Raw genomic sequence first — 26,216 nt, forward strand, 5'->3', positions numbered from 1 at the left:
TCGGTGAGCCGTCGCTATAGTTATCAATCGGCCGCTGGCGGCTCACTGTCTCGCACGATTATACAAGTTTTGATATAACTCTGCCAATGCCAGTGATGAAGCGCTTAGAGTTCCTCGGAGATTCTCTTGCCCAGCTCCGGGATTTTCCAGAGGCGGCGCGCAAGGAAACAGGCGTCCCGCTGCATAAGGTGCAACTCGGACTTGAACCAAGCGACTGGAAGCCAATGACGACGGTCGGCCGGGTGTGCGGGAAATCCGCGTCCGCGATGACGCCGGCGCGTTCCGGGTGCTTTACGTCGCGAGCATAGGCGACGCTGTCTTGTGCTGCACGCCTTCCAGAAGAAGACGCAACAGACGGTGAAACGAGATTTGGATCTTGCCACATCCCGGCTCAGGCAAATCTAGTGGAGGTAGGACGATGGAACGTCAGAGTTTTGAAAACGTGTGGGACGCGCTGGAGGATACTCCGGCCGAATCCGCCAACATGACCATGCGCTCCAACTTGCTGATCGCGATCGAACAGCGGGTGCGGAGTTGGGACGTTACCCAGGCCGAAGCAGCCAACCGGCTCGGGATTACTCAGCCACGCCTTAGCGACCTCCTGCGGGGCAGGATCACGAATTTCAGTCTGGACACGTTGATCAATCTTGCCGCACTGGCGGGACTTGTCGTGCGCCTTGATATTGCCGATGCCGCCTGATGCTCTCTTTGCCATCGGCTACCAGTCGCTGAGCTTGGTATCCGGCCCGTATTCCTGGCCTTCGACATCCTTCACCACGGCCTGGCCGCAACGCATGGTCTTGGTTTTCTTGTCATAGGCGTAGGTCGGCGAGCCGAACAGGTGCCAGCCCTTGTTCAGCGCCGCCGTCACCTTGTGGCAGAAGCTGGCGTCGTCCGGGGCGGTGAGAAAGCGGTAGAGTTTCATCGTCCATTCCTGTCGTGTATCCCAAGCCGACGAATATCATGCGCCGATGGCGGCAGCCTTCGCCAGCAGTTTTTCGGCCTGCGCCAGATGCAGTCGCTCGACCATCTTGCCATTCAGCGCGATGACGCCCTTGCCGCTGTTTTGCGCCAGCGCGAAGGCATCCTTCACCGCGCGCGCCTCGGCCAGCGCCTGCGCCGACGGTGCGAAGGCACGGTTGGCGGCCTCGATCTGCGATGGATGGATCAGCGTCTTGCCGTCGAAGCCCATGGCCGCGGCCTGCGTGCACTCGCGCGCAAACGCGTCCGGGTCGCGAAAATCGTTGAACACCCCGTCGAGCATGTCGAGGCCGCCGGCGCGCGCCGCCAGCAGCATCTGCATCAGCCATGGCAGGAGATAGGCGCGGTCCGGCGTCGCCAGCACGCCTGTATTCTTGATCAGGTCATTCGTTCCGGCAATGAAACAATCCAGCCGCGAGGCGGGGTCGCGGCCGAGCTCGGCGATGGCGCCGATGTTGAGCATGGCCTTGGGCGTCTCGATCATCGCCCATAGTTTCAGGCTGTCGGGAGCAAAATTGTCGTCCAGCACGTCGCCGACCTCGAGCACGTCGCGCGGCGTGTCGACCTTGGGCAGCAGGATGCCGTCCGGCTCCGCCTTGGCGACGGCCGCAAGATCCTCGGTGCCCCATTCGCTGGACAGCGCATTGACGCGCACCACCATCTCGCAGCGCCGGCCATTGTGGCCGGCATCAGGACGGTTGGCGAAAATGCCGGCCAGTTTTTCGCGCGCGGCGATCTTGTCGGCGGGAGCGACGGCGTCCTCGAGGTCGATGATGACGGCGTCGCAGGCAAGCCGCGCGATCTTGGCCAGCGCCTTGTCGCTGGAGGCCGGGACATAGAGCACGGAGCGGCGCGGGCGGTAGGATTCCATGTCCGATCTATGCCGCGTGTGGTTGGTCGAGGCAAGCGCGTGCACAATCGCTTCGGCGAGCCATACGATTGTGCCTGACGCAAGCCAACCGTCGAAGGCGCCTCCGCCCCTCATTGCCCTGCCGGGCATTTCTCCCCGTATAGGGACGGGGAGAAAGGGCTGGCCGCAATGTCGGCGCTTGTTCTGCAACGTTGGCGATTGGCGAAACCATCGATGGCAGCGCCCCTCTCCCCGTCCCTATACGGGGAGAGGATGCCGGCAGGCAGGTGAGGGGCGGCGCTGACGTTCGGAGGGGCGGGTGACTCGACCCCTGCACGAAAACTGCACGCGATTGCCGAAAACGTCCTCGAATCCGCCCTGCGGCCTCCCTGCCAGCCTGCGAGACAGGCGGCATGCACAAGCGAGCAAAACCCCGTCTGCCCTATCGGCTGCGCAGCGAAGGCTGGTGGCTGGTCGATCCGCCACGCGCGAAGCCCGCCGCAATTGTCATCCCCTTTTTGCGCCCGTATCGTGCTGGAAAATCCAGAATGGCTGCTGTCCGCCAATCTTCCGACGTTATCCCTAGCGCTTGATGCCTGCTGTTTCATCGATTTCGCAACGCTGATCGCCAATTACAATGTCGAGCACTCCCCTCGAAATGACCGGCCAGGGCATTCCCCTCGACGCCTGGTATCCGCGCTCGCTCGGTCCGGGCGCGTTTCCCGGGCTGGAAAACTGGCGGAGCTGGAGTTTTCGCGACTGGCGCCTGCTTCGCTATCTCGACAGCAGGCGGCCGATCGTTACTCCTGGCATCGCAGAACCTGTGCCGGGCCGCTGACCGATGCCGCATCACATCCTCGTCGCCGACGACGACCCGCATATCCGCGAAGTGATCTGCTTCGCGCTGGAAAAGGCCGGCATGAAGACGGCTGCCGTGTCCGATGGCGCCGCCGCCCTGCAGGCAATCGAACGGCGCACACCGGACCTTGTCGTGCTCGACATCGGCATGCCGGAGATGGACGGGCTGGAGGTCTGCCGGCGGCTGCGCCACACGTCAGACGTGCCGGTGCTGTTCCTATCCGCCCGCGACGAGGAGATCGATCGCATCCTCGGGCTCGAAATGGGCGGCGACGACTATGTCACCAAACCGTTCAGCCCGCGCGAACTGGTCGCCCGGGTCAACGTCATCCTGCGGCGCGCCCGCCCGGCGGCACCCGAACCGGCCGACGACCGGCAATTTATCCACGGCAAGCTCACGCTGATGCCGGCCAGCCATGGCGCCGGCTTCGACGGCAAGCCGCTTGCCCTGACCGGAATAGAATTCTCGATCCTGAAAGGGTTTCTGGCGCGGCCCACCCATGTGCTCGATCGCGACGCGGTGATGGCCAATGCCTATGCCGGCAAGATCCATGTCGCCGACCGCACCGTCGACAGCCATATCCGCAACATCCGCGCCAAGCTGGCGGCGGTCGGGTGCCTGGATGCCATCGAGACCGTGCATGGCGTCGGTTTCCGGCTCGGCCGATGCGGCTGACCACTTCCAGAAAATGGATGGGCAGCAAGTGGATCGGCCGCAAATGGCGGCCGCGCCTCGCCACGGTCGTCGTCGCCATCCTGATGCTGGTGATGGCCCTGCCGCTGGTCGGCCTGTTCTTCTTTGGCCTCTATGAGAACCAGCTGATCCGCCAGACCGAGGCGGAGCTGATCGCGCAAGGGGCGGCCATCGCCGCCATCTATGCGCAGGAGGTGCACGACGGCGGCATTTCGCCGGAAAAGCTCGGCGCGCCAATCCCGCCGGCCAACGGCAGCGCGAGCCGAGGCGCCAATCCCGCCTCGCCTTATCGGCCGATCGAGCCGCAGCTCGATCTCGCCTCGGATTACGTGCTTGCGACCCGGCCGGCGGGGATGCCGGCCATGGCCGATCCCGCTTTTGCCGCTATCGGGGCGCGCCTGTCGGGTATTCTCGATGCGACGCAGAAAACCACGCTGGCCGGCTTCCGGCTGCTCGATCCCACAGGCGTCGTCATTGCCGGGCGCGACGAGGTCGGGCAGTCGCTTGCCGGGGTCGAGGAGGTGCGTGAGGCGCTCGCCGGGCGCTATGCCAGCGCGCTCAGGCTACGCGTCCCCAACCAGCCGGCGCCGCCGCTCTATTCTGTCAGCCGCGGCACCAGGGTGCGCGTCTTCGTCGCCCTGCCGGTTGCCGTCGACGGCAAGGTCGCCGGCGTGGTCTATGTCTCGCGGACGCCCAACAACATCATAAAACATCTCTATGGCGAACGCGGCAAGGTATCGGCGGCGGCGATCGCCATCCTCGGCGGCACGCTGCTCATCGGCCTCGTCTTCCTGCGCACCGTCAGCCGGCCGATCTATGCGCTGATCGACCGCACCCAGCGCATCGCCGCCGGCGAGCGCGACGCGATCCGGCCGCTCGACCATCATGGCACGCGCGAAATGGCGGAGCTGTCCGCAGCTTTCCTCGACATGGCCGAAAAATTGCAGGCGCGATCGGACTCGATCCAGACCTTCGCCACCCATGTCTCGCACGAACTCAAATCGCCCCTGACGGCGATCCAGGGGGCTGCCGAACTGCTGCGCGATTCCGGCCCGGCGATGGACGATGACGAGCGGCGGCGCTTCTCCGACAATATCGTCACCGATGCCGGGCGGCTCAATCTGCTGGTCCGGCGCCTGCTCGACCTGGCGCGGGCCGAAAACCTTGCACCGAGCGGCGAAAGCACCTCGATCGGTGCGGCGCTGGCGCTGCTTCCCGTCGACAACAGGCTGGCGATTCGCATCGAGGCCGGCGGCGATCTGGCCTTGCGCATATCGGCCGAGAACGGAGCAATCGTGCTTGGCAATCTCCTCGACAACTCGGCCAGGCATGGCGCGACGCAAGTTTCGATTATTGCCGCAAGCGCCGGCGGCAAGGCGACGGTGCTGGTCGGCGACGATGGCGCCGGCATTTCGCCAAGCAATCGGGCGCGTATCTTCGAGCCATTCTTCACCACGCGCCGCTCTGCCGGCGGCACCGGCATGGGCCTCGGCATCGTGCTGGCCCTCCTGAAAGCGCATGATGGTACGATCCGGCTGGTTGACTCCGAGCGCGGCACGCGCTTCGAGATCACTTTGCCGGTCGCGTAGATTGCGGACGGCGGATCGGAGAAAAAAGTGCGCTACGACATCGTCATCATCGGCGGAGCCATCGTCGGCTCCTCGGTCGCCTACTATCTGCGCGAGGAGGGTTTTTCCGGCTCAATCGCGCTGATCGAGCGCGACCCGCAATTCGCCCATGCGGCGACGACGCTGTCCATGGCCTCGATCCGCCAGCAATTCTCGATTCCGGAAAACATCCGCCTGTCGCAATTCACGCTGAAACTGTTCCGGCGGCTGAAGGAAGAATTCGGCGCGGACGCCGATATCGGTTTTCGCGAAGGCGGCTATCTCATCCTTGCCGGCGAGGCCGGGCTGCCGATCCTGAAGGCCAATCACGCGGCGCAGGTCGCCGAGGGCGCCGACATCCTGCTCGAGGACGCCGACCAGCTGACGCACCGCTTCCCCTGGCTGTCGGCCGAAGGCATCACCGCCGGCGCCTATGGCCGGACAGGCGAAGGCTGGTTCGACGCGCATGCCATGCTGATGCTGTTCCGCAAGGCGATGCGGCAGAAGAAGATCGACTTCATCGGCGCTTCGGTCACCGGCATCGAGCGGCGAGGTGACCGCGTCACCAGCGTCAGCCTCGACAATGGCGATCGGATCGAGGCCGGCACCGTCATCAACGCCGCCGGACCGAATGCCGGCAAGGTCGCCGCCCTTGCCGGACTGATGCTGCCGGTCGAGCCGCGCAAGCGCAACGTCTTTGTCTTCGAGGCGCGCGAGAAATATGCCGACATGCCACTGCTGGTCGATCCCTCCGGCATCTATGTCAGGCCGGAAGGCCAGGTCTACCTCACCGGCGGCGCCGAGCCGGAAGAAGGCGACGGCCCGGCCGACCCCGGGGATTTCGACGTCGACTGGCCGCTGTTCGAAGAGGTGATCTGGCCGGTGCTGGCGACCCGCATCCCGGCCTTCGAGGCCATCAAACCGACCCGCGCCTGGGCCGGGCACTACGACTACAACACGCTCGACCAGAACGCGGTGATCGGCCCGCATCCCGAGGTCACGAATTTCCTGTTCGCCAACGGGTTCTCCGGCCACGGCCTGCAGCAGGCGCCTGCGGTCGGCAAGGCGCTGGCCGAGTTTTTGGTGCATGGCGGGTATCGGACGATCGACTGCTCTGCGTTCGGGTATGGACGCGTCGCTGAAGGGCGGGCGTTTCGGGAGTTGAATGTGATTTGAGGGAGCAAGAACGATTGATGCCGGCGGGACAGCGCCCCCCTCTGTCCTGCCGGACATCTCCCCCTCAAGTGGGGAGATCGGATGTGGCGACGGTTTCGCGAATCTTCAACGTCGAAGAGAACGCGCCGGCATCAAAGCTACCAATCTCCCCCCTTTTTGAGGGGGGGATGCCCGGCAGGGCAGAGGGGGCGCTGCCCCTCCAGCGTCTGCGCCATCGTCGCGTCAACCTTAAGTGCGTTGCCGAGCGCATGGCCGGCGGCCGTGTTGTCGAAGATGCCCCAGACCTCGGCACCGGAAGCCGCCTCCTCCTCCATTTGCCGGCTAAATCGATCGAGGCTTTCGTCGTCGTAGTCCGAGTAATAGACGCGCGGCGCGCCATGCCAGCGGAAATAGGCAAGGCCGGGCCAGCCGCCCGGCGCTGCGGCCGCAGGCACCGGAGTCGGGTCGGCGGCGACACGCGCGATCCGGCGATTGGCCAGAAGCGCTTCGGCGTCCGGTTCGAACCAGTTGGGATGGCGCGGCTCACAGACCAGCCTGGTTTGCGTTCGCGTGCTCAGCATGTCGAAGAAACCGCTCGCGACATCCGGCTCGAAGGGCAAGCTCGGCGGGAGCTGCACCAGAAGCACGCTCAGCTTTGCACCGAGACCTTCGACCTGCCGGAGAAAGCTTTCCAAAAGGTCGTCACCGCAGTCGACGAGACGGCGCTCATGGGTGATGGCCTTCGGCACCTTGACGGCGAAGCGGAAGTGCTCCGGCACGGCGCGTGCCCAGCGCTCATAGGTCTCGCGGCGGTGCGGCTTGTAGAAGGACGTGTCGATCTCGACGACCGGAAAGTGCCGGGCGTAGCGTTCTAGATGCGACCCGGGTTGCGGAAAATCATTCTTGCATCGTGTCGGAATGCCCCAGCCGGCCGTGCCTATGAAACATGCCTGTTTTCCCATGCGTGGGATGTGGGCCGAATGAGGTGTGGGTCAAGGACAGAGGCTGCGCAAAGCAACGACCTGCTGCTCACGCCGCCAGTCTTCCGGCCTCGACATGCGCTTGAAGCCAGGCCAGCACCCGCGCCCACCCCTCTGCATGTTCGGCCGCCGCCTCGTGCAGCCCGGCGAAGCCGCCATGGCAGATGGTGAGGCGCGTGCCCCTGGCAATCGGCTGCAGCAGCCAGGCTACCGTGGTTTGCCGTCGGCCAAGCGTGGGATGGTCCCATGCATAGGCCCGCGTCTGTACGATCCGGCGCGGTGCTTCGATCTCGACGAATTCGCCGCTCGCCGGCAGGTCCGTGCCGTCGGCCGTGCGGACAATAACGTTCCAACGGCCGCCGACGCGCAGGTCGGCCGACCAGTCGACCATCCGGTAGGTGTCGGCTGACCCCCACCATTGCTCGACTTCCTTGCCGACCAGCGCCTCGAAGATGCGTTCCGGCGGTGCTTCCATTTCGGCGGACGCCATGACGGTGTCGCCGTTGGTCATGCTCCGCACCCTGAGAGCGTGCATCATGGATATCTCCACATCAAATTCGTTTCGCAGTCGAAACGAGCCTTCAGTTTTTTGACGGCGGGCGTTCGAACCCCTGGCCGGTCTCGAGCAGGCTCTTCAGGCTGGCCAGCACCAGCGGCCAGCCCTTGGCGACATTGCCGATCAGCCTGTGCGGCCCGTCCGCTTCATGGGTGACGGCGAGCTTCATCAGTTCGCCGTCCTGCTCGATGGTGAAGGTGCAGCGTGTGTAGCCGTCTTCCCTGACCTCGGGCATCCATTCATTACGCCATTTTATGACCAGGCGCCGCGGCGGGTCGATTTCGAGGATCTCGCCGCTGTCGGCAACGCGCCCGTCCGGGAAGATCAGCTTCCAGCTGGAGCCCACTTTCCACTCGCTCTCCTGATAGGAGCAGAGGAAAAACTGCCGGTTGAACTCCGGGTCGGTCAACGCTTCCCAGAGCTTTTCGGCCGTGGTTCGGATATAGGTCACATAAACGAAACTGTTGCTCATCAGTCTTCCCTTTCGAGGCGTCTCTTCAGGTCGCTGAGGGCGGTCAGCCGCCCCCGCTCGAATTTGCCGATCCAGCGTTCGGCGATCTCGTTGATCGGAACCGGGTTGAGATAGTGCTCTTTCTCGCGTCCCTTGCGGATGGTGGTGACGAGGTTTGCTTCCTCCAGGATCGCCAGGTGCTTGGTCACCGCCTGGCGGGTCATGGCCATCTCAGCGCACAGCGCATTCAGCGTCTGCCCGTTCCTGGCATGGAGGCTGTCCAGCAATTGCCGGCGTGTCGGGTCCGCCAGGGCGCGAAAGACTGCATCCATGCTCATGCCTCTAACATGCAACCATTTGGTTGCATGTCAAGCGATAAGATCGCGCGCCGTTGCCGGCCGTAGGCGGCAACAGGAGAAGAAATCAGCGCTTGCGGGAGATCCAGAAGGCGTCGGGCATGCGCTGCATGCCGATGCGTTCGTAGAAGCCGACAGCGTCGGGCACCGAAATCAGGCTGATGGCGACCGACGGTCCGAGCTGCCGGGCCACCTCGTCCATCAGCCCCTTGCCGATGCCCAGGCCTTGCGCCTTGGCCGAGACGGCGAGATCGGAGATGTAGCAGACCCAGGAAAAGTCGGTCAGGCAGCGGGCGACGCCAATCAGCGGCGCGGCTTCCATGTCGAGACGGGCGGTCACGATCAGGTTGGCGCCCTCCAGCATCGCCTTCAGCCTTGCCTCGTCATCGACGGGCCTGACCTCGCCGAGACCGGATTCCACCAGCACGCGGCGGAATTCGGGAATGCCGAGCGCCGGTTCGCGCGCGTAGAGGACATGGGAGTCTTCTGCCATGGGACCAGACTGCACCATGGGGCGGTGAATTCGAAGCTGTTTTGTGCGGCACCTTCGTGCCGGCGTGCGCAAACAGTTGCCTTTTATTTGCCCGCGGCTTTGTGTAAACCGGGCCTCAGAAAATCCCCCGCAACGAAAAACACGGGCCAAAGCCATGGAAAAATTCACCAAGCTCACCGGCGTCGCCGCTCCCATGCCGATCGTCAATGTCGACACCGACATGATCATCCCGAAGGATTATCTCAAGACGATCAAGCGCACCGGGCTTGGCACGGGCCTGTTCGCCGAAATGCGCTACAATGACGACGGTTCGGAAAATCGGGATTTCGTGCTCAACAAGCCGGCCTACCGCAAGGCGCAGATTCTTGTCGCCGGCGACAATTTCGGCTGCGGCTCAAGCCGGGAGCACGCGCCGTGGGCGCTGCTCGATTTCGGCATACGCTGCGTCATCTCGACCTCATTCGCCGACATCTTCTACAACAACTGCTTCAAGAACGGCGTGCTGCCGATCACCGTCAGCCCCGAGGATCTGGAGAAGCTGATGGATGACGCTTCGCGCGGCTCCAACGCCACTCTGTCGGTCGATCTCGAAGCCAAGGAAATCCGTGGTCCGGACGGCGGCGTGGTCAAATTCGATCTCGACGACTTCAAGCGGCACTGCCTGCTCAACGGGCTCGACGATATCGGGCTGACCATGGAAAAGGCCGGCGCCATCGCCTCGTTCGAGAAGAAGAACGCCGAACTGCGCCCCTGGGCCTGAGCGGCGAATAGACCGGTCCTTCGGGCCGAGCGGCGACCGAGGGAGGGACAGTCATGAGACATCAGCTTCTTGCCGGCGTTTGCGCGCTGGCCTTGTTGGTGGCGCCCGCCGCATTTGCGCAAACGCAGACCCAGACGCCCCCTTCGGCGGAGAAGCCGGCTCCTGACACGGATACCGCAAACGCTGCCGATGACGACAAGCAGGCGCCGATCCCGTTCGAAGGCGGCCAGCTGACCATCACGCAGCCGGAGCAGGACGGCGAGAAGGTGCTTTCCTATGACGGCAAACAGCTGGCCAGCAACTATGACGTCTTCTTCGACAAGATCGTCAAGATCGGCGACGTCAACGTCGCGCTGATCGATGTCGGCGATGGCGGCAACCAGTGCGGTCCGGCCAAGGTGATCGTCTGGAAACCGCAAGGCGGCGAGATCCAGAGCACCACCGTGGAGCAGGACGAGTGCGGCGCGCCGCCCTCGGCGGTGTCCGACAGCGCCATCTATTTCGTGCCCTATTTGCTGCCCGGTGACGAGAAGCCGGCCTTGCAATGGTCGCCGACCACAGGGCTGACCATTTCAGGTAATCTAACCTACGTGCCGCAGCCGGGCACCGACTGGAAGGATATCGACCCGTCGAAATACGACAACATCATCGACGCTTTCCACAACGAGGCCGTCTACAAGGAAGCCGAAAAACTGCTCGGCAAGGACATGCCTGACATGGCGACCAGCCTGCTGGTCGGCGGCGGCACGGAAAAGACCGCGTCCGGCGCTTTCTACGCCAGCGGTTGCGTGCCGCATGATTGCGGCGGCAATGACGGCTTCATGGCGGTCGACCCGGCCAAGCAGCAGCTCTACTTCGCCCGCCGCGGCGACAATGGCCAACCGAACGCCTGGCCGGCGCTAACGACATGGCCGGCCGACGTGAAGGAAGCGCTCGACAAGGCGCTGGGGTCGGCCAATTAGCTAGAGCATTTCCGGCGAAAACAGGGTCGGGGGCGAATTTCTTCCGGCCTACGCGCGACAACCGTCCACTGTTGCGGACGCGCGCGGGACTGCGGTTTTTCTTCCTTTGAGCGCCGGTCGCCGGCGCGGAGATCGAGGACGGTCTTCGCCCAATCCGCGTCGACGGCGATATTCGCTGGGACAAATGGAACCAGATCGGCCGCGCCGCGTCATAGAAGCAGCTTCGCGCGGCAGTGCCTGGAGTAACATTGATGGTCAGGCTCGTTCTTCTGGCGCTTGTTTTGTTCGCCTTAGCATCTGGCGCCACGGAGGCGGCAAAGCTGGACGCAGCCGCCGTCAACAATGCTCAATTCGGCGACGCCGCAACGAAGGGCGTCGATGCGACCGCGCTCAAGGCACAAATCCTTTTGGATCGCGCGCGGTTCTCGCCTGGCCTCATTGACGGCCGCCAGGCGGAGAACTTCACCAAGGCGGTCCGGGCCTTTCAGGCGGCCAACGCGCTGCCCGCCGATGGCAAGCTCAACCGGGAGACCTGGGACAAGCTCGTCGCAACCTCACCAGGCGCGGTTCTCGTGAATTACGAGCTGACGCGCAAGGACGTGCGTGGACCGTTTACCAAGCGCATTCCGGCCAGTATGGAACGAATGGCTCGCCTGCGCAGGCTCGGCTATCGCAGTTCGCTGGAACGGATCGCAGAGCACTTCCACATCAGCGAACAATTGCTGCGAAAGCTCAACTCGGGCGTCAGCTTCAGGACGGCGGGCGCAAAGTTGCTGGTGCCGGCTATCGACCGAGGCGATCCGCCCTCGGCCGTTGCCAGCGTCGAGGTCGACAAGGCCGCGCGCCAAGTTCGCGTTCTCGACAATTCCGGCAAAGTGGTTGCGGTCTACCCCGCCTCGATTGGGAGCGAGGAGAAGCCGGCACCGAGCGGCGAGACACAAGTCGTACGCGTGGTCCACAATCCCACCTATCACTATGATCCCCACTTCGCCTTCAAGGGGGTAAGAACCAAAAGGCCCTTCACCATCGCCGCAGGGCCGAACAATCCCGTCGGATCGGTGTGGATCGACCTGTCCATTGAAAGTTACGGAATTCACGGCACGCCCGAACCAGCCAAGATCGGGAAGACCTTTTCGCATGGTTGCATCAGACTGACCAATTGGGATGCCGAAGACCTCGCCCTTGAGGTGCAGAAAGGCACAAGGGTCGTCTTCACCGGAGAAACGGCTGAATCGGCCAATGGCCAACCCGACTGACGCATGGCGGGCAATGCAGACCCCCGAGCCGGTGCCGGAGCCGCAAGGAGAGCACCTCACGGTAGCCGGCGCGCGAGATCTTCAACGTCAAACAAGCCTTAGTTTGCGCCGAGGCTCAGCGCCTTCTTGCGGTCGGCCTCGGCACGCGTGTGATTGCCTTTTGCCTCCCAGGAGCGGCCTCGGAAAGTGTAGGCATCGGCATAGTTGGGGTAAAGCTTGATCGCGTGATTGAAGTTGGCGATTGCGCCGTCGTGATCGCCCGCGCGTGCCTGCACGAGACCTCTGCCGAAGTAGCCGCCCGGACCGTTCCGATCGATCTGGATCGCCATGTCGAAATCCGCCAGAGCGCGCTTCGGATCGCCTTTGGCCATCCAGACGATACCGCGTTCGACACGCATTTTGGCAACGCCCGGACTAAGGCTGATAGCTTTGTCATAGTCTGCTATGGCGCCGTCGTAATCGCCGATGGTCATCCGGCTGATCGCTCGAGCGTGGAAATGGAGGGGGTAGGTGGGATCGAACTCGATTGCCTTGCCGAAGTCGTCGATGGCACGTTTGTGGTCGTTCTTGGCCGTCCAGGCAAAGCCACGTGCGGAATAATAGCTGCTGTTTTTTGGCTCGATCGCGATCGCGCTGCCGTAGTCCGTTATGGCGCGATCGTAATTGCCCTTCTGCCCCCACGCGAGACCGCGATATCCGAAAGCCTCCGCATCGTCGGGTTCGAGCGCCAACGTCTGATCGAATTTGGCGATCGCAAGGTCGTATTGACCCTTGTTGTACAGGGCTATGCCACGCTTTTTGGCGTTGTGCGCCGTTGCTGCGGCCCCGGTCGTTGGCGTCTGCTTGTCTGCCGCTCTCGCAGCAGTCGCATCATCGCGCTCCTTGCGGCCATTGGTGTAGTTTGGATCGAGGCGTAGAGTCTCGTCGAGATCGGCGATGGCGCGGTCGTATTGTTTCTTCCTGTTCCAGCAGAATCCGCGATTGAACCATGCTTCCGCATCCATTGGCCGCAGCCCGATCACCTTTGTCGAATCGGCGATGATGCCATCGCAATCGTGTTTTACAGCGCGAGCCCGGCTGCGCAGCACATAAGCGTCGGCATTGGCCGGTTGCAACGCAATGATGGTGCTCAGATCCGCAATGGCGCGGTCGATCTTGCCCTTCTGCCGCCAGATGGCGGAACGGTAGAAATAGGCGTCGGTCGACTTTGGATCGAGCTTAATCGCGTTGTTGTAGTCGGACAGCGCCCGGTCGAGGTCGCCCTTCAACGCAAAGGTGAAGCCGCGCAAGGTATGGGCGCCGGCATTGGATGGGTCGGCGGCGACCGCCATGTCGTACTGCTCGATCGCGCGGTCGAATTGATTTTGGGAGCGCCAGATCGTGCCCTGCTCGATAGCGTCCTCGACGATTTTGTTTCGAGCCTGGCCGGAAGGCTTGGTTGCCGCGGCTTTGTCTTTCGCCGCCACGGCCATCATTCGGCCCTTGGTGGCAAGCGCCATCCCAGGATCGAGTTTCAGCGCTTGGTCGAAATCGGCAATTGCCCGGTCGTAGTCGCCTTTGTCGATGAAGGCGCTGCCACGTCCGAAATAGGCCGGCGCGTAATCGGCATCGAGCTCGATGGCGCGGCTCAAGTCGGCTATGGCGCGATCCGGCTCATTCTTTTTGGTCCACGCGACGGCACGGCCGATGTAAACGTCTGAATAGTCGGGATTAAGTTCGACTACCTTGTTATAATCCTCGATAGCCGCGTCATACTTTCCCTTGTCGACCAGCGCGATGCCCCGCCCGACATAGGCCGAGACATCTTTCGGATCGAGCGCGATCGCCTTGTTGTATTCGGCGATCGCATGATCATATTTGCCCTTGTGGTAGAAGGCATAGCCGCGATCGACGAAAGCTCTGAGCTCCTTCGAGGGTGGTAAAATCGCATTCGCGCCGGCGCCGCCTTTGGCCTGGACCGCCAGCGCCGCGTTGCGGGCGGCCGCGTAGTTTGGATTGTGCGAGTCGAGTTTTGCCGCCTGGTCGAAGTCAGCAACGGCCTCGGCATAGTTCTGGCCGTCGGCTTGCACCATGCCGCGTCCGTAATGGCTGGCGGCGTCTTTCGGATCGATCTCGATCGCCACTGAAAAAGCCTCGATCGCTCGCTTGAGGTCGCCCGTGGCGTACCAGGCCGCTCCGGAACAGAAGTAGGCGCCGCTCGCTTTTGGATCGAGCCTGGCGGCCCCGATGCAATCGGCAAGCGCGCCGACCGCGTCGCCCGCGGCGGCCTTGGCCATGCCACGGCGCATGAGCGGCGCGGCCATATCCGGAATCATAGCGATGGCCTTGTCGTAGTCGGCGATGGCGCGGGTATAGTCGTTCTTGCCGTCAAAGGCCTTGCCGCGACCGAGATAGGGAAGCGGGCTCTCAGGAGCGATCGCGATGGCCTCTTCGTAGGCCTTGATCGCTTCGTCGTACTTACCCTCGTGCGCGAGGCTATCGCCTTTGGATACCGCGACCAGGACGCGGGGGTCCGCGTCGTCGATCAGCTTCGCCAGCTTCGAATCGACAGGCGGAATATGTTCGCTCGCGCTCAGCTTGGCCGCGGGCGGGGTCGCGGCCGGGGCGGTTGCGGTGGCGCTCTGTCCGTTCACCGCGTTGTCGGCGAGCGCCGTCGTGGTCGCGACGCCGAGCACTGCAATCGCGGTCAGCGCAGAGGACGTCCAGAGCAAAAGAATTGAAATAGCAGCGCGCGCCAGCGCGCTCGTTCGGCGTGACATGGTCTAGTGCTCCCCCCGGAGTTGCTGCGACGGCCCTTGCGGTTACTATATAGTTCTGTTTTTGTTCCAAAATGCAAGCAGAAATTGCAATGCCGCCACCGCCGATATCCTTGCTATGGAGTCCTGGAAGAGCATGGCGGGAAAGGGGCTGGCCCGTCGACGTCACAGGTCCTGCACCGCCGATCCATTCGCATTGGCCCATGGCAGGATCGGCGTTTTCGCCACAGAGTGGCTGCAACAATGCGAGGTCCCTCATGCGCAAGCTCATCTCGACCGGTTCGCCTTTCGAGAAAACCGCCGGCTATTCGCGCGCCGTGGTGCAGGGCGACTGGTGTTTCGTGTCCGGGACGACCGGCTACGACTATGCCACCATGACGATGCCGGAGACGGTCGAGGCGCAGACGCGCAATTGCCTGGCGACGATCGGCAAGGCGTTGCAGGACGGCGGCTTCGAGATGTCAGATGTGGTGCGCGCGCACTACTACATCACCGACCAGGCCTTCGTGGACGTGGTCTTCCCGATCCTCGGCGAGACATTCGGCGACATCAGGCCGGCGGCGACGATGATCGTGTGCCGGCTCAACAAGCCGGAAATGAAGATCGAGATCGAGGTGACGGCGCTGCGGCGGACAGCCTGAGAGGACCAAGACGATGAAGGTCCGGCGCATCGTGGCCAATGTCGAGACACAGGATGCGGCGGCAGCGAGACGTTTCTACCATGACGTGCTCGGCCTCGACATCCTGATGGACCAGGGTTGGATCGTGACCTACGGCTCCGGGGAGATGATGCAGGTGCAGGTCAGCTTCATGGCGCAAGGCGGCTCGGGCACGCCGGTACCGGACCTGTCGATCGAGGTCGACGATGTCGATGCGGCACTCGAGGCCATGAAGGCGGCCGGTTTCGCCGTCGAATACGGGCCGGCCGATGAACCCTGGGGCGTGCGGCGCTTCTATGTGCGCGATCCCTGCGGCAGGCTGGTCAATATTCTCTCGCATCGGTGATGGCATGTTCCGTGGGGCAGTAACTTGGATATGCCGGCGGGGCAGAGGCGCGCGCGAAGGATCGCTGCGTGGCGCGCTGTTCAGCCGCCCTGTGTCCTTACGGCTTGCGCTGCAACCGCTTGGCGTTTAGCAAGGCCGCGGTTCAAATCTTTCTGGGACGGTTTTCTCCATGGCAACGAAGCATCTTTTCCTGCTCCCCGGCGACGGCATCGGCCCCGAGGCCATGGCCGAGGTCAAGAAGTTGATCGCGGCCATGAACGAGAAGTTCGGCAGCGGCTTCGTCACCGACGAGGGCCTGGTCGGCGGCTGCGCCTACGATGCGCATGGCGCGGCGATTTCCGATGCCGACATGGAAAAAGCGATGGCCGCGGATGCGGTGCTGTTCGGCGCCGTCGGCGGGCCGAAATGGGATGCCGTGCCTTACGAGGTGCGCCCCGAGGCCGGCCTGCTGCGCCTGCGCAAGGACATGGAGCTGTTCGCCAACCTGCGCCCGGCCATCTGCTATCCGGCGCTGGCCGCATCGTCTTCGCTCAAGCAGGACGTTGTCGAAGGCCTCGACATCCTCATCGTGCGCGAGCTGACGGGTGGCGTCTATTTCGGCGAACCCAAGCAGATCATCGACCTCGGCAACGGCCAGAAGCGCGGCATCGACACGCAGGTCTACGACACGTTCGAGATCGAGCGCATTTCGGGCGTCGCCTTCGAATTGGCGCGGACCCGCAAGAACCACGTCACCTCGATGGAAAAGCGCAACGTCATGAAGTCGGGCGTGTTGTGGAACGAGGTCGTCACCCAGACCCACAAGGCGCGCTATTCCGACGTCAAGCTCGACCACATGCTGGCCGACGCCGGCGGCATGCAGCTGGTGCGCTGGCCAAAGCAGTTCGACGTCATCGTCACCGACAATCTGTTCGGCGACATGCTGTCCGACATCGCCGCCATGCTGACCGGCTCGATCGGCATGCTGCCGTCGGCCTCGCTCGGCGCGCCCGACGTGAAGACCAAGAAGCGCAAGGCGCTCTACGAGCCGGTACACGGCTCTGCCCCCGACATTGCCGGCAAGGGCATCGCCAACCCGATCGCCATGATCGCCTCCTTCGCCATGTGCCTGCGCTATTCCTTCGGCATGGTCGATGAGGCCGACAAGCTCGAAGCTTCAATCGCCGCTGTGCTCGACCAGGGCCTGCGCACCAAGGACATTTTCTCCCCCGGCATGACCGAGGTTGGTACCGTCGAGATGGGCGACGCGATCATCGGCAGGTTCCTGGCCTAAGCCGCAGGGCAACTCGGCCTCAGCGGATCTCGCCGGCAAGCTGCTGCAGCAGGCCGACGAGCCGCGCCTCGTCCACAGGCTCGAAGAAGGCCGCGTCGGCGGTCTCGACGGCGACGATCGCTTGCTGTGCGGCCGCCGTCCCGGCTGATGTGACGCGGATCACCTTGGCTCGGGAATCCCGGGGATCAGGCTCGCGTGCGATCAATCCTTTCGCCTCCAGCCGGGCGACGACATCCGATGTCATCTTCACCTCCGTGCCGGCCTGGGCGGCGAGCTGCACCTGGTTGGGCGGCTCGCCATTGCGGCCGAGCCACATCGCCGAGGCGAGCAGCACGAACTGGACATGTGTCAGGTCGAGCGGCGCAAGCGCCGCCGTCATGACGCGCTGCCAGCGCATGGTGGTTCGCCAGAGCAGCAATCCGGGGCTCTCCGATGGTCCGCCCTTGAAGCGCGTGTCGAGTTCAGCCACGGTTCGCCAACGCCTCCGCCTGTTCGAACAGTCTGGTCATCGAGACGTCGAAATCCCCGCTGATCTGCGGCCCGAGTTCCGGACCGACCTCGGCGGCCGAAGGGCCGGAGATATCGAGCCGGTGCGTCACCTGCGTGCCGCCTTCGACGGGCACCAGCGTATGGCGGAACAGCAGCGTCGTGTCGCCGAACGAGGTTTCGTCGGCATAGGTCACATTGTCGACGAGATCGACGATGGTCGATTCGAACGTGTCCTGTCCGACCGGTGTCACCGACACGCGGCTGCCCTTGGCGAACGGCCCGTGCAGCACGAAGGTGTCGGAGCCTTCATAGGTCAGGCGGCCTTCATGCAAGGCCTTGAGCGCGTTCCAGATGGCTTGCGCCGGAAGCGGAGAAGTCGCGGTGTATTCATTGGTCCACATTGTCTGCTCCATCCATCTTGCCCGATCGATATTCGATCCGTGCGGAGACTATCTGTGCACGGATTAAATTGCAAGCGGAATCTTCATCCATGACGAAGGTCGGAACGGTCGTTCTTTGGGAGTGACTTTCTCTCGGGAACTGGTCGCTAAACCCTGACCCCTGCCGGTACCGATCCCCAGGGGTTTTTGCCTCCCTGGGACGGCATAAGTCCGAGGACCAGCAAGGCAGCTTCGCCGATGACCGGGATGAAGCAGACCAAGACAAGCCAGCCGCTCAGGCCGACGTCGTGCAGGCGTCGTACGACTAACGCAATCCATGAGAAGCCGAACGCCAGCGTGTAGATAATGGCGGGTAAGAAGCCTATCGAACTCCTGCCCGCATTGGCGCCGAAGCCGTTGACGGCGAGATTGACAAGGATCCCAAAGCCAACAAGCGCTACCTGCACAAGAAGAAAACATAGCCAAAAGGCCCAGAATTCCTTGCGGCCGGCGCGTCCGTTGAAATTGAAATAATTCACGCTCACCGTGCGCCCGAAATAGGCCCAGAGTCCCGTGGAACCGGCAGACCGCTTTTCGGCAGGCTGGCCTCGCCGCGGTGGCTGACCCGCGCCTGAAGACGGCGAGGGCACGGCGACTATATCATGCGCCGCGCCGTCGTCTGGCTGGAACTCGACGACAGCGCCTCTGACGAGGGCCACCCCCCGGTCCAGATCCTTGCGCGCAAATAAATAGCGGGTGCCGTCGACCCCGTTGATATAACCGAAATCCTGATCCTGGTCGTAGTGATAAACTGTGCCGCGCATAGCCTTCCCCCCTTGCGATGCGATGAACAAATGCTATCCAGGGTTGTTAACAATTGCAATATGCACGCTAGATTATGTCCTGACTCCAGCCGGGACCGGTCCCCACTGGTTTTCCCGCGCCTGTGTCGGGATCAGCGCGACGACCAGGATGATCAGGCTGCCGAAAGTCGGGATGAGGATCAGCAGGCAGAGCCAACCGGTCAGGCCAAGGTCGTGCAGGCGACGCACGATCATGCCGAGACCGGGCAGGAAGGTGGCCAGCAGGAAAAGACCGAAAAGCCCGACTGTCATCGCCGGCACCTCGGCGTTGTCGAAATTGCCGATCTCGAAATCGGCGAAAACGCCGGTGCCGATGACCACCAACAGCGCAATCGTCCAGAACAGGCAATAGCCCCAATATTCCTTGCGGCGGGCGCGGTCGCGAAAATTGAAATAGTTCCGGGTCAAGCCACGCCAGAAATAGCCCCAGAGATCGGTGGGCTCGGCCGGCTCGGACGATCGGCCGAAATACTGCGGCTGCGACGCGCCGGCCATGGGCGCGGGACCGGACTGAGCCGGCGCGGCGCTGATCCCGGCGTTGGCGACCGGGCCTGTGGTCTGGGCGATCGAAAAGACGTCGCGCGCCTGGCCGCCGCCCGCCTGGAACTCGACCACCGTCCCGCTGGGCATGGCGGTTTGCCGGCGCAGGCTCTCGCGGGTGAAGGTGTAGCGGTTGCCGTCGGCTCCGGTGATGAAGCCGAAGCCCTGGTCTTCGTCATAGTGGAGCACTTCGCCGCGCATCGCCCACCCCCTTGTCGCCACGTCCCTGCCAAGATGTGGCACACGGCCGAGCCGATGGGCAAGCCGCCCATGGCTACCGCCTTCGCGGCAAATGAAGCATAAGACATCGAGTGCAACCGTTTTGGCCAAGGCAGACAATGACAGTCGAAGGTTCCGATGCCGGCGCGGTGACCACGGATGGCGAGGCGACGATGACATCGGGACGGGCCTCTCTGGCCATCGACGCCACCGGGCTGATGTTCTGGCCGCCCGGCAAGAGCCTGGCGGGCATTCCGCGCGTGGAGAGCTTTCTCGTCAACGCCGCGCTGGCGGATCCGGATCCTTGCGTGGAGGTGGTGGCATACAGGCCGAACGAGGCCAAGTTTCGGCCGCTTACCCCTTATGAACTGGATCATGTCGCGGCGGACCGGATTTCACCGCACCGCGTCAAACGGTGGCCGGGAAGACGCACGGCCCTGTCGCAGGCTTTCGCGGCGGTGAGGCAACAGCCATGGGACAAGCGCGAGACGGACCGTCATCTTGCCAAGACGGTGACCAACGGCCGCAAAGGGGTCGCCTACCAGGCGACGCGGCTGCTGATCCGCGCCTATCGCCTGTACCAGCGGGCATGGATCCGATTGGGCGCGGAGCCCGATGCGCCGGGCCAGAGCATCGAGGTGGAGCCGGGCCTCGTGCTGATCAGCCATCACTTCCTGATCCAGCAGCACCGATCCGCGGTCTCGAGCGCCGTCGGCAAACTTGCCTTCCTTTGCCATGATCTCATCCCGACACTGCGCCCGGACCTGATCGGTTCGAGCATCGCCGAGGCCCGGTTCGGCTCTTGTCTCGAACAGCTGGTGCGCGCCGGCGCGCCGGCGTTCTGCGCCTCCGACGAGGTCGGCGCGACGCTGACCGATCACATGCGCAAGGCCGGCATCGCCGCGCCTGTGGTGTACCGGTTTCCGATGCCTTCCATCCTGCATGAAACCGCTTCGCGCATGGGCGCGACCTCGCGCATCGAGACGGGCGAACCGTTCGTGATCTATTGCTCGACCATCGAAGTGCGCAAGAACCACATCCTCCTGGCGCGCGTCTGGCAGCAGGCACTGGAAGAAGGCGTCAAGCTGCCGAGGCTTGTCTGCGCCGGGCGCTGGGGCTGGATGATCGAGCCGCTGCGCGCCTACCTCGCGGCGCATCCGGAGCTACTCCAGTCGGTCACGTTCACCGGGCTGGTCAGCGACGAGGAACTCATCCAATATTATCGCAGCGCCTCCTTCGGCGTCTTTCCCTCGCATATAGAGGGCTGGGGCTACGGCGCCTCGGAGTGTCTCGACTTCGGCGTTCCGGTCATCGTCTCGACCGCGCCGTCGCTGATCGAGGCAAGCGGCGGCTTGATGCCGGCGATCGACCCCAACGACCAGGCCGGCTGGTACGCCGCGATCCGCAGGATGGCGGAAGACCACGCCTGGCGCTCCTCGCTGGCGGAGCGCATCGCCCAAAACCACCGGCCGACGCCGGCCTCGGCAAGCTGGGCCGCCATCAAGGCCGGCCTCGGCGAAAGCGCATCCCGCCAGCATTCCGAGACGAGCGCACCCTGACGCGCAAAATCAGCGGTCCCGCATTCGCGCCGGTCTTACGACGGACGCTTCTTGGCCTTCTTGTGCTTCGGCGCGCCGGCATTTTCGAATTTCGGCTTGCCCGGCTTCTTCGCCCACGGTTTTGCCTCATGCGCGGCTGCCGGGCGCTGGTCGGTCGAAGCCGGCGCACGCTTCTCGAATTTGCGCTTCGGTGCGTTCGGGTCGGACGACGCCTTGCCGCGATGCGGTTTCTTGTCCGGGCTCGGCGGCTGATAGCCCGCCCGCGACAAGTCAGGCGTGCCCTCCAGTCGCTTGACCACGATGCTGCCCTGCAATTTGCGGTCGGGACCGATCGCGGCGAGAAAACGCTCCGCCCAGTCGGCGGCGATCTGCACGAACGTCTCTTCCGGCTGCATCTTGATGGCGCCGATCTCACGCTTGCTGATGCTGCCGGCACGACACAGCATCGGGATCAGCCAGCGCGGCTCGGCATTCTGCCGGCGCCCGACCGACAGCGAGAACCAGACACTGGCGCCGAAATCGTCGCGGCGGCTGGGCGCCTCGTCGCGGTGCGCGAACTTCTCGCCCGCCGGTCTTTCGCGCGAAGGTGTGAAAGGTGCGACATCCATCAGGTCCTCGGGCGCCGAGCGGCTGGACCGGCATTGGCGCACGAAAGCGGCCGCCACCTGTTCGGCGCCGTGCCTGGCGAGAAGCGCGTCGATGAAAGCGCGCTCGTCGTCCTTCACCGGTTCGTCGAAGGCCGGGTCGGCAAGGATGCGCTCGTCGTCGCGCCGCATTACGTCGTCGGCCGAGGGCGGGCTCGCCCATGTCGCCGTCAGCTTGGCGCTTTGCAGCAGCCGCTCGGTGCGCCTGCGGGCGCTGTTGGGCACGATCAGCGCGCTGACGCCCTTGCGTCCGGCACGCCCGGTGCGGCCGCTGCGGTGCAGCAGCGTTTCCGGGTTGGTCGGCAGGTCGGCGTGGATCACCAGCTCGAGGTTGGGCAGGTCGATGCCGCGCGCCGCGACATCGGTGGCGATGCACACCTTGGCGCGGCCGTCGCGCATCGCCTGCAGCGCATGGCTGCGCTCGTTCTGGCTGAGCTCGCCCGACAGCGCCACGACCGAAAAATTGCGATTGTTGAAGCGCGCGGTGAGATGGTTGACGGCGGCACGCGTGTTGCAGAATACCAGCGCATTCTTGGCTTCATAGAAGCGCAGCACGTTGATGATGGCGTTCTCGCGGTCGGCCTGGGCGACATTCAGCGCCCGGTATTCGATGTCGAGATGCTGCTTTTCCTCGCCGGCGGCCGAGATGCGCACGGCATCGCGCTGATAGCCCTGGGCGAGCGTGGCGATGGAGCGCGGCACGGTGGCCGAGAACATCAGCGTGCGGCGGTCGGCCGGTGCGGCATCGAGGATGAATTCGAGGTCTTCGCGAAAGCCGAGATCGAGCATCTCGTCGGCCTCGTCCAGCACCACGGCCTTCAGCGTCGACATGTCGAGCGAATTACGGGTGATGTGGTCGCGCAGCCGGCCCGGCGTGCCGACGACGATGTGGGCGCCGCGCTCCAGCGCGCGCCGTTCGGTGCGCATGTCCATGCCGCCGACGCAGGAGGCAACCGTGGCGCCGGTCGGCTCGTAGAGCCATTCGAGCTCGCGCGTCACCTGCAGCGCCAGCTCGCGCGTCGGCGCCACCGCCAACGCCAGCGGCGCCGCCGCCTGGCCGAAACGTTCCGCGCCGTCGAGCAGCGTCGGCGCCATGGCAAGGCCGAAGGCAACGGTCTTGCCCGAGCCGGTCTGCGCCGACACCAGAGCGTCGGCCTGGCCGAGCTCCAGCACCGCCTTCTGCACCGGTGTCAGGTCGGAATAACCGCGTTTTTCCAGCGCTTGTGCCAGCGCGGGAACAATACCATCGAAGTTGGACATCTCGTTCTTTCGGAATTCAGGGTTCCGCGCTCATCATGGAGCACATGCCGGGGCTGGCGCCGCGCCAGCCAAACAATCTTGGCCGTTCGTACTTCCTGCCGCCCTTCTTGTACAGGGCAGGAGGCGCCGGTTTCCCTTCTCCCCTTGCGGGAGAAGGTGGATTGGCGCGTTGCGCCAAGACGGTTGAGGGTGCTGGACGGTGCGCCGTCATTGCCAAGCTGGAGCACCCTCATCCGACCTCGCTTCGCGAGCCCACCTTCTCCCACAAGGGGAGAAGGGAAAACCGCGTTGTGCGTCGCCAATTGACTCCTGCGGCAAACCGCGTAAAAGCCCGCTTTGAACGGGATCGTTTTTCGATGCGCGGCCTTTCAATGGCTCTTCCTGCCTTCGACTTCCCCGGCCACATCAGTGAGGCCGGGCGCGTTGGCGCATCCTATAGTTCGACCAAAACCATGGCCAAAACCACCACCAAAGCGGTGTGATTCCCTTGGCCTAACCACCCTCTCCCGGGTCCGGCCCGGGGGACGGAACCCGCACTTGGCCGGCGGGTTTTCTCCAAAAACCAAGCGGAGAGGGACAGGAGATTTCTATGAGTTTCAAGGTTGCAGTCGTCGGCGCCACGGGCAATGTGGGCCGGGAAATGCTCAACATTCTGGAAGAACGCGGCTTTCCGGTCAGCGAAGTCGTGGCGCTCGCCTCGCGGCGCAGCATGGGCACGGAAGTGTCGTTCGGCGACCGCACGCTGAAGGTCAGGCCGCTCGACCAGTATGATTTTTCCGACACCGACATTTGCATCATGTCGGCCGGCGGCAACGTCTCCAAGGAATGGTCGCCGAAGATCGGCAAGCAGGGCTGCGTCGTCATCGATAATTCGTCGGCCTTCCGCTACGACCAGGACGTGCCGCTGATCGTGCCCGAGGTGAACCCCGACGCGATCTCGCTGTTCACGCGCAAGAACATCATCGCCAACCCGAATTGCTCGACGGCGCAGCTCGTCGTGGCGCTGAAGCCGCTGCATGACGCCGCCACCATCAAGCGCGTCGTCGTCGCCACCTACCAGTCCGTGTCGGGCGCCGGCAAGGAAGGCATGGACGAGCTCTTTACTCAGACCCGCGCGGTCTTCGTCGCCGATCAGGTCGACGTCAAGAAGTTCACCAAGCGCATCGCCTTCAACGTCATCCCGCATATCGACGTCTTCCTCGACGACGGCTTCACCAAGGAAGAGTGGAAGATGGTCGCCGAGACCAAGAAGATGCTCGACCCCAAGATCAAGCTGACGGCGACCTGCGTGCGCGTGCCGGTGTTCATCGGCCATTCGGAAGCGGTCAACATCGAGTTCGAGAAGCCGATCACCGCCGACGAGGCGCGCGACATCCTGCGCGAGGCGCCGGGATGCCAGGTCTTGGACAAGCGCGAGGATGGCGGCTACATCACGCCGCTCGAATCGGCCGGCGAGGACGCCACCTTCATCTCGCGCATCCGCGAGGATTCGACCGTCGACAACGGCCTGTCGATGTGGATCGTCTCCGACAATCTGCGCAAGGGCGCGGCGTTGAACGCGGTGCAGATCGCCGAGTTGCTGGTCGAGCGTGGGCTCATCCAGCCCAAGAAGAAGGCGGCATAACTTTTCGCTCACGGGCCGTATCGCCGCCCTCGCGGCGGGCCCTCCGCGAGGGCGCCGGACGACCGGCGGCCCGCAGTCGCGGGCTCGGCCTTCGGCTATCAGCTCCCTTCTCCCCGTCACTATACGGGGAGAAGGTGCCGGCAGGCGGATGAGGGGCGGCGCCGGCATGCCAATTTGGCGCTGCCGAGTCATGAGATTAGCCGTCAAAGTCGCTCTGCGCCGATTTCAAACCGCGCTATCCATACTCAATTCGCGCAACACCTCCATCGCCTCCTTGGCCCTCTCGGCCGGCACAAACAGATGGTCGTGATAAAAACCCGAGACCGGATTGACGCCCATGCCGGCGGCGGCGAGGCGCGCGGTGATGGCGGCGAGGAAGCCGACGGCTTCGAGCGACGAGTGGACGTTCAGCGTGATCATCCGGCAGCGGAACGAAGCGGTCAGCCCTGCTTCTCTTGCCGCTTCCTCGGTCACGATCAGCGTCGTGCCTTCGCGCTCATGGAACACCATCACCGGGTCGAGGCCTTCCGGCTGGGAAACCCCTGGCGCCATCGTGGCGAAGACGTAGGTGCCATCAAGCAATTCCGGCGTCATCGACGCCAACAGGGTCCTCAGATCGGTCTCGCCGGACATTTTTCGTCTCGCCTGATGCAATGGGCCATCCGCTCCTCAATAGCCGCCCTGGGCGGATGCCGATAGGTGGCAACAGGGCCAGCGCGCCATCGAGGCAATCGGCATCAAAACAATTCCTCCGGTGTAGGATTGCCGCTGCATGGCCCGTCCTTGGTACGAAGCCAATCACACGGCTCGAACCATCAGGAGGGAACACCATGAGCATTTCTCAAACCGCGCCCGTCTCGTCCGGCGCCTTGTGGACCGGCCGTGTGCTCAGCGGCCTCATCGTCCTGTTCATGATCTTCGACGGCGCCATCAAGCTGCCGCCACTCGACGTCGTAACCCAGACGATGGTGCCGCTCGGCTGGCCGGCCGACCCCAATGTCGCGCGCTTGCTCGGCGTCATCGGCCTGATCTCGACCGCGCTCTACGCATTGCCGCGCACTTCCGTGCTCGGCGCCATCCTGCTCACCGCCTATATGGGCGGCGCCATCGCCACCAATGCGCGTATCGGCAATCCGCTGTTTTCGCACACGCTGTTCGGCGTCTATCTCGGCATCATCCTGTGGGGCGGCCTCTATCTGCGCGACCTCAAAGTGCGTGCACTGATCCCGTTCACCCGATAGCCGTTCCGCGCCAACCGCTGCCGGATGTCGTCGCGATCTTCATTCTCCTCGGGATCAAATTAGCCGTCCGAGAGTTTAGGACTTGGCGGCGAGACGGCGATCCGCATGTGAGAGGAACGACAAATGAAGAGAATCCTGACCATTCTGGTGCTGACAACGGCGCTCGGCGCCTGTTCGCAAACGGAAAAGGGTGCTGCCGTCGGTGGCCTCGGCGGTGCTGCGGTTGGCGCGGCGGTCGCCAACAATCCGGTGCAAGGCGCGGTTGTCGGCGGTGCGGTCGGCGCCGTGGCCGGCGCGCTCATCGGCCGGGCCAGCGAACCGGGCCGTTGCCGCTATCGCGACCGCTATGGCCATACCTATGTCGATCGCTGCCCAAGCGGTTATTGATCGAACACCACACATGA

At 63.8% G+C, this 26,216-nt stretch carries 30 protein-coding genes and 1 pseudogene; 17 read left to right on the plus strand and 14 right to left on the minus strand.

What is annotated here, in order from left to right; all coding sequences use genetic code 11:
* Positions 1-95: 95 nt before the first annotated feature.
* Positions 96-405: pseudogene (locus LB543_RS24995) on the plus strand (type II toxin-antitoxin system RelE/ParE family toxin).
* Positions 406-418: 13 nt separating this feature from the next.
* On the plus strand, positions 419-700 hold the full coding sequence (locus LB543_RS25000; RefSeq protein ID WP_140813451.1) for a helix-turn-helix domain-containing protein: 282 nt from the start codon (positions 419-421) through the stop codon (positions 698-700).
* Positions 701-718: 18 nt separating this feature from the next.
* On the opposite strand, the gene LB543_RS25005 is transcribed toward LB543_RS25000, so the two are convergent.
* Complete coding sequence (locus tag LB543_RS25005) at positions 719-925, minus strand: DUF1737 domain-containing protein (RefSeq protein WP_140493464.1); 207 nt, start codon at positions 923-925, stop codon at positions 719-721.
* Positions 926-961: 36 nt separating this feature from the next.
* On the minus strand, positions 962-1,852 hold the full coding sequence (locus LB543_RS25010) for an HpcH/HpaI aldolase/citrate lyase family protein (RefSeq protein ID WP_224616046.1): 891 nt from the start codon (positions 1,850-1,852) through the stop codon (positions 962-964).
* 616 nt (positions 1,853-2,468) lie between these two features.
* Here LB543_RS25010 and LB543_RS34085 point away from each other — a divergent pair.
* Genes LB543_RS34085 through LB543_RS25030 form a run of 4 tightly spaced genes read left to right on the plus strand, consistent with a single transcriptional unit; the run spans position 2,469 to position 6,166 of the window.
* Complete coding sequence (locus LB543_RS34085; RefSeq protein ID WP_318013010.1) at positions 2,469-2,669, plus strand: hypothetical protein; 201 nt, start codon at positions 2,469-2,471, stop codon at positions 2,667-2,669.
* Positions 2,670-2,672: 3 nt separating this feature from the next.
* Positions 2,673-3,365, plus strand: a complete 693-nt coding sequence (locus tag LB543_RS25020) for a response regulator transcription factor (protein WP_140813448.1) — start codon at positions 2,673-2,675, stop codon at positions 3,363-3,365.
* Positions 3,356-4,972, plus strand: coding sequence for an ATP-binding protein (locus tag LB543_RS25025; protein ID WP_224616048.1), 1,617 nt, complete (start codon positions 3,356-3,358; stop codon positions 4,970-4,972). The genes LB543_RS25020 and LB543_RS25025 overlap by 10 nt, the downstream gene beginning before the upstream one ends.
* A gap of 27 nt (positions 4,973-4,999) precedes the next feature.
* The gene (locus LB543_RS25030; protein WP_224616050.1) at positions 5,000-6,166 is read left to right on the plus strand and encodes an NAD(P)/FAD-dependent oxidoreductase; all 1,167 of its coding nucleotides are present in this window, start codon (positions 5,000-5,002) and stop codon (positions 6,164-6,166) included.
* A gap of 137 nt (positions 6,167-6,303) precedes the next feature.
* Here LB543_RS25030 and LB543_RS25035 read toward each other — a convergent pair whose 3' ends face one another.
* From LB543_RS25035 to LB543_RS25055, 5 genes are all read right to left on the minus strand, one after another.
* Positions 6,304-7,107, minus strand: coding sequence for a DUF72 domain-containing protein (locus tag LB543_RS25035; RefSeq protein ID WP_224616052.1), 804 nt, complete (start codon positions 7,105-7,107; stop codon positions 6,304-6,306).
* Between the two features lie 67 nt (positions 7,108-7,174).
* Complete coding sequence (locus LB543_RS25040) at positions 7,175-7,663, minus strand: SRPBCC domain-containing protein (protein ID WP_140813444.1); 489 nt, start codon at positions 7,661-7,663, stop codon at positions 7,175-7,177.
* Positions 7,664-7,706: 43 nt separating this feature from the next.
* Entirely contained in the window at positions 7,707-8,153 is a 447-nt protein-coding gene (locus LB543_RS25045) for an SRPBCC family protein (RefSeq protein WP_140813443.1), read from the minus strand.
* Positions 8,153-8,470 (minus strand): ArsR/SmtB family transcription factor, encoded by a 318-nt coding sequence (locus tag LB543_RS25050; RefSeq protein ID WP_224594441.1) that lies wholly within the window; start codon positions 8,468-8,470, stop codon positions 8,153-8,155. Before LB543_RS25050 ends, LB543_RS25045 begins: the two co-directional genes overlap by 1 nt.
* A gap of 85 nt (positions 8,471-8,555) precedes the next feature.
* Positions 8,556-8,981: a GNAT family N-acetyltransferase gene (locus LB543_RS25055; protein ID WP_140813441.1), complete on the minus strand. Its 426-nt coding sequence runs from the start codon at positions 8,979-8,981 to the stop codon at positions 8,556-8,558.
* A 154-nt stretch (positions 8,982-9,135) separates the two neighbouring features.
* On the opposite strand from LB543_RS25055, the gene leuD reads away from it, so the two are divergent.
* The 3 genes from leuD to LB543_RS25070 all read left to right on the plus strand — a co-directional run bounded on the left by leuD (position 9,136) and on the right by LB543_RS25070 (position 11,959).
* Positions 9,136-9,741 (plus strand): 3-isopropylmalate dehydratase small subunit, encoded by a 606-nt coding sequence (gene leuD, locus LB543_RS25060; protein ID WP_140813440.1) that lies wholly within the window; start codon positions 9,136-9,138, stop codon positions 9,739-9,741.
* Positions 9,742-9,794: 53 nt separating this feature from the next.
* The gene (locus LB543_RS25065) at positions 9,795-10,703 is read left to right on the plus strand and encodes a hypothetical protein (protein WP_224616054.1); all 909 of its coding nucleotides are present in this window, start codon (positions 9,795-9,797) and stop codon (positions 10,701-10,703) included.
* Positions 10,704-10,954: 251 nt separating this feature from the next.
* On the plus strand, positions 10,955-11,959 hold the full coding sequence (locus LB543_RS25070; RefSeq protein WP_224616056.1) for a L,D-transpeptidase: 1,005 nt from the start codon (positions 10,955-10,957) through the stop codon (positions 11,957-11,959).
* A gap of 98 nt (positions 11,960-12,057) precedes the next feature.
* Here the strand turns inward: LB543_RS25070 and LB543_RS25075 are convergent, their stop codons facing one another.
* On the minus strand, positions 12,058-14,718 hold the full coding sequence (locus LB543_RS25075; protein WP_224616058.1) for a tetratricopeptide repeat protein: 2,661 nt from the start codon (positions 14,716-14,718) through the stop codon (positions 12,058-12,060).
* Positions 14,719-14,972: 254 nt separating this feature from the next.
* Between LB543_RS25075 and LB543_RS25080 the strand changes: the two genes are divergently transcribed.
* From LB543_RS25080 to leuB, 3 genes are all read left to right on the plus strand, one after another.
* Positions 14,973-15,356: a RidA family protein gene (locus LB543_RS25080; protein WP_140764854.1), complete on the plus strand. Its 384-nt coding sequence runs from the start codon at positions 14,973-14,975 to the stop codon at positions 15,354-15,356.
* Between the two features lie 13 nt (positions 15,357-15,369).
* Positions 15,370-15,720, plus strand: a complete 351-nt coding sequence (locus LB543_RS25085; RefSeq protein ID WP_224616060.1) for a VOC family protein — start codon at positions 15,370-15,372, stop codon at positions 15,718-15,720.
* Positions 15,721-15,889: 169 nt separating this feature from the next.
* Complete coding sequence (leuB, locus tag LB543_RS25090; protein ID WP_224616062.1) at positions 15,890-16,993, plus strand: 3-isopropylmalate dehydrogenase; 1,104 nt, start codon at positions 15,890-15,892, stop codon at positions 16,991-16,993.
* Between the two features lie 19 nt (positions 16,994-17,012).
* Here the strand turns inward: leuB and LB543_RS25095 are convergent, their stop codons facing one another.
* The 4 genes from LB543_RS25095 to LB543_RS25110 all read right to left on the minus strand — a co-directional run bounded on the left by LB543_RS25095 (position 17,013) and on the right by LB543_RS25110 (position 19,466).
* Complete coding sequence (locus LB543_RS25095) at positions 17,013-17,462, minus strand: MarR family winged helix-turn-helix transcriptional regulator (protein WP_224616065.1); 450 nt, start codon at positions 17,460-17,462, stop codon at positions 17,013-17,015.
* Positions 17,455-17,883 (minus strand): polyketide cyclase, encoded by a 429-nt coding sequence (locus tag LB543_RS25100; protein ID WP_224616067.1) that lies wholly within the window; start codon positions 17,881-17,883, stop codon positions 17,455-17,457. The genes LB543_RS25095 and LB543_RS25100 overlap by 8 nt, the downstream gene beginning before the upstream one ends.
* Before the next feature lie 146 nt (positions 17,884-18,029).
* Positions 18,030-18,716 (minus strand): DUF805 domain-containing protein, encoded by a 687-nt coding sequence (locus tag LB543_RS25105; RefSeq protein ID WP_224616069.1) that lies wholly within the window; start codon positions 18,714-18,716, stop codon positions 18,030-18,032.
* Between the two features lie 42 nt (positions 18,717-18,758).
* Positions 18,759-19,466, minus strand: a complete 708-nt coding sequence (locus tag LB543_RS25110; RefSeq protein ID WP_224616071.1) for a DUF805 domain-containing protein — start codon at positions 19,464-19,466, stop codon at positions 18,759-18,761.
* Between the two features lie 137 nt (positions 19,467-19,603).
* Here LB543_RS25110 and LB543_RS25115 point away from each other — a divergent pair, with 137 nt between their 5' ends.
* Entirely contained in the window at positions 19,604-21,043 is a 1,440-nt protein-coding gene (locus LB543_RS25115; protein WP_224616073.1) for a glycosyltransferase, read from the plus strand.
* 35 nt (positions 21,044-21,078) lie between these two features.
* On the opposite strand, the gene LB543_RS25120 is transcribed toward LB543_RS25115, so the two are convergent.
* Positions 21,079-22,947: a DEAD/DEAH box helicase gene (locus LB543_RS25120; RefSeq protein ID WP_224616075.1), complete on the minus strand. Its 1,869-nt coding sequence runs from the start codon at positions 22,945-22,947 to the stop codon at positions 21,079-21,081.
* A 161-nt stretch (positions 22,948-23,108) separates the two neighbouring features.
* Here LB543_RS25120 and LB543_RS25125 point away from each other — a divergent pair, with 161 nt between their 5' ends.
* Together LB543_RS25125 and LB543_RS25130 are read left to right on the plus strand one after the other, a co-directional pair.
* Positions 23,109-23,429: a hypothetical protein gene (locus LB543_RS25125; protein WP_224616077.1), complete on the plus strand. Its 321-nt coding sequence runs from the start codon at positions 23,109-23,111 to the stop codon at positions 23,427-23,429.
* Between the two features lie 107 nt (positions 23,430-23,536).
* Positions 23,537-24,571, plus strand: a complete 1,035-nt coding sequence (locus tag LB543_RS25130; RefSeq protein ID WP_140510518.1) for an aspartate-semialdehyde dehydrogenase — start codon at positions 23,537-23,539, stop codon at positions 24,569-24,571.
* Positions 24,572-24,796: 225 nt separating this feature from the next.
* On the opposite strand, the gene LB543_RS25135 is transcribed toward LB543_RS25130, so the two are convergent.
* A complete protein-coding gene (locus LB543_RS25135; protein WP_224616079.1) occupies positions 24,797-25,204 on the minus strand; it encodes an ACT domain-containing protein in 408 nt (135 codons plus the stop codon).
* Between the two features lie 197 nt (positions 25,205-25,401).
* Between LB543_RS25135 and LB543_RS25140 the strand changes: the two genes are divergently transcribed.
* Both LB543_RS25140 and LB543_RS25145 read left to right on the plus strand, forming a co-directional pair.
* Entirely contained in the window at positions 25,402-25,812 is a 411-nt protein-coding gene (locus LB543_RS25140; RefSeq protein ID WP_224616081.1) for a DoxX family protein, read from the plus strand.
* A 123-nt stretch (positions 25,813-25,935) separates the two neighbouring features.
* Positions 25,936-26,199: a glycine zipper domain-containing protein gene (locus LB543_RS25145; RefSeq protein WP_140764821.1), complete on the plus strand. Its 264-nt coding sequence runs from the start codon at positions 25,936-25,938 to the stop codon at positions 26,197-26,199.
* Positions 26,200-26,216 lie beyond the last annotated feature (17 nt).

Origin of the sequence: Mesorhizobium sp. ESP7-2, from assembly GCF_020164715.1 — a bacterium.
Lineage (GTDB): Bacteria > Pseudomonadota > Alphaproteobacteria > Rhizobiales > Rhizobiaceae > Mesorhizobium.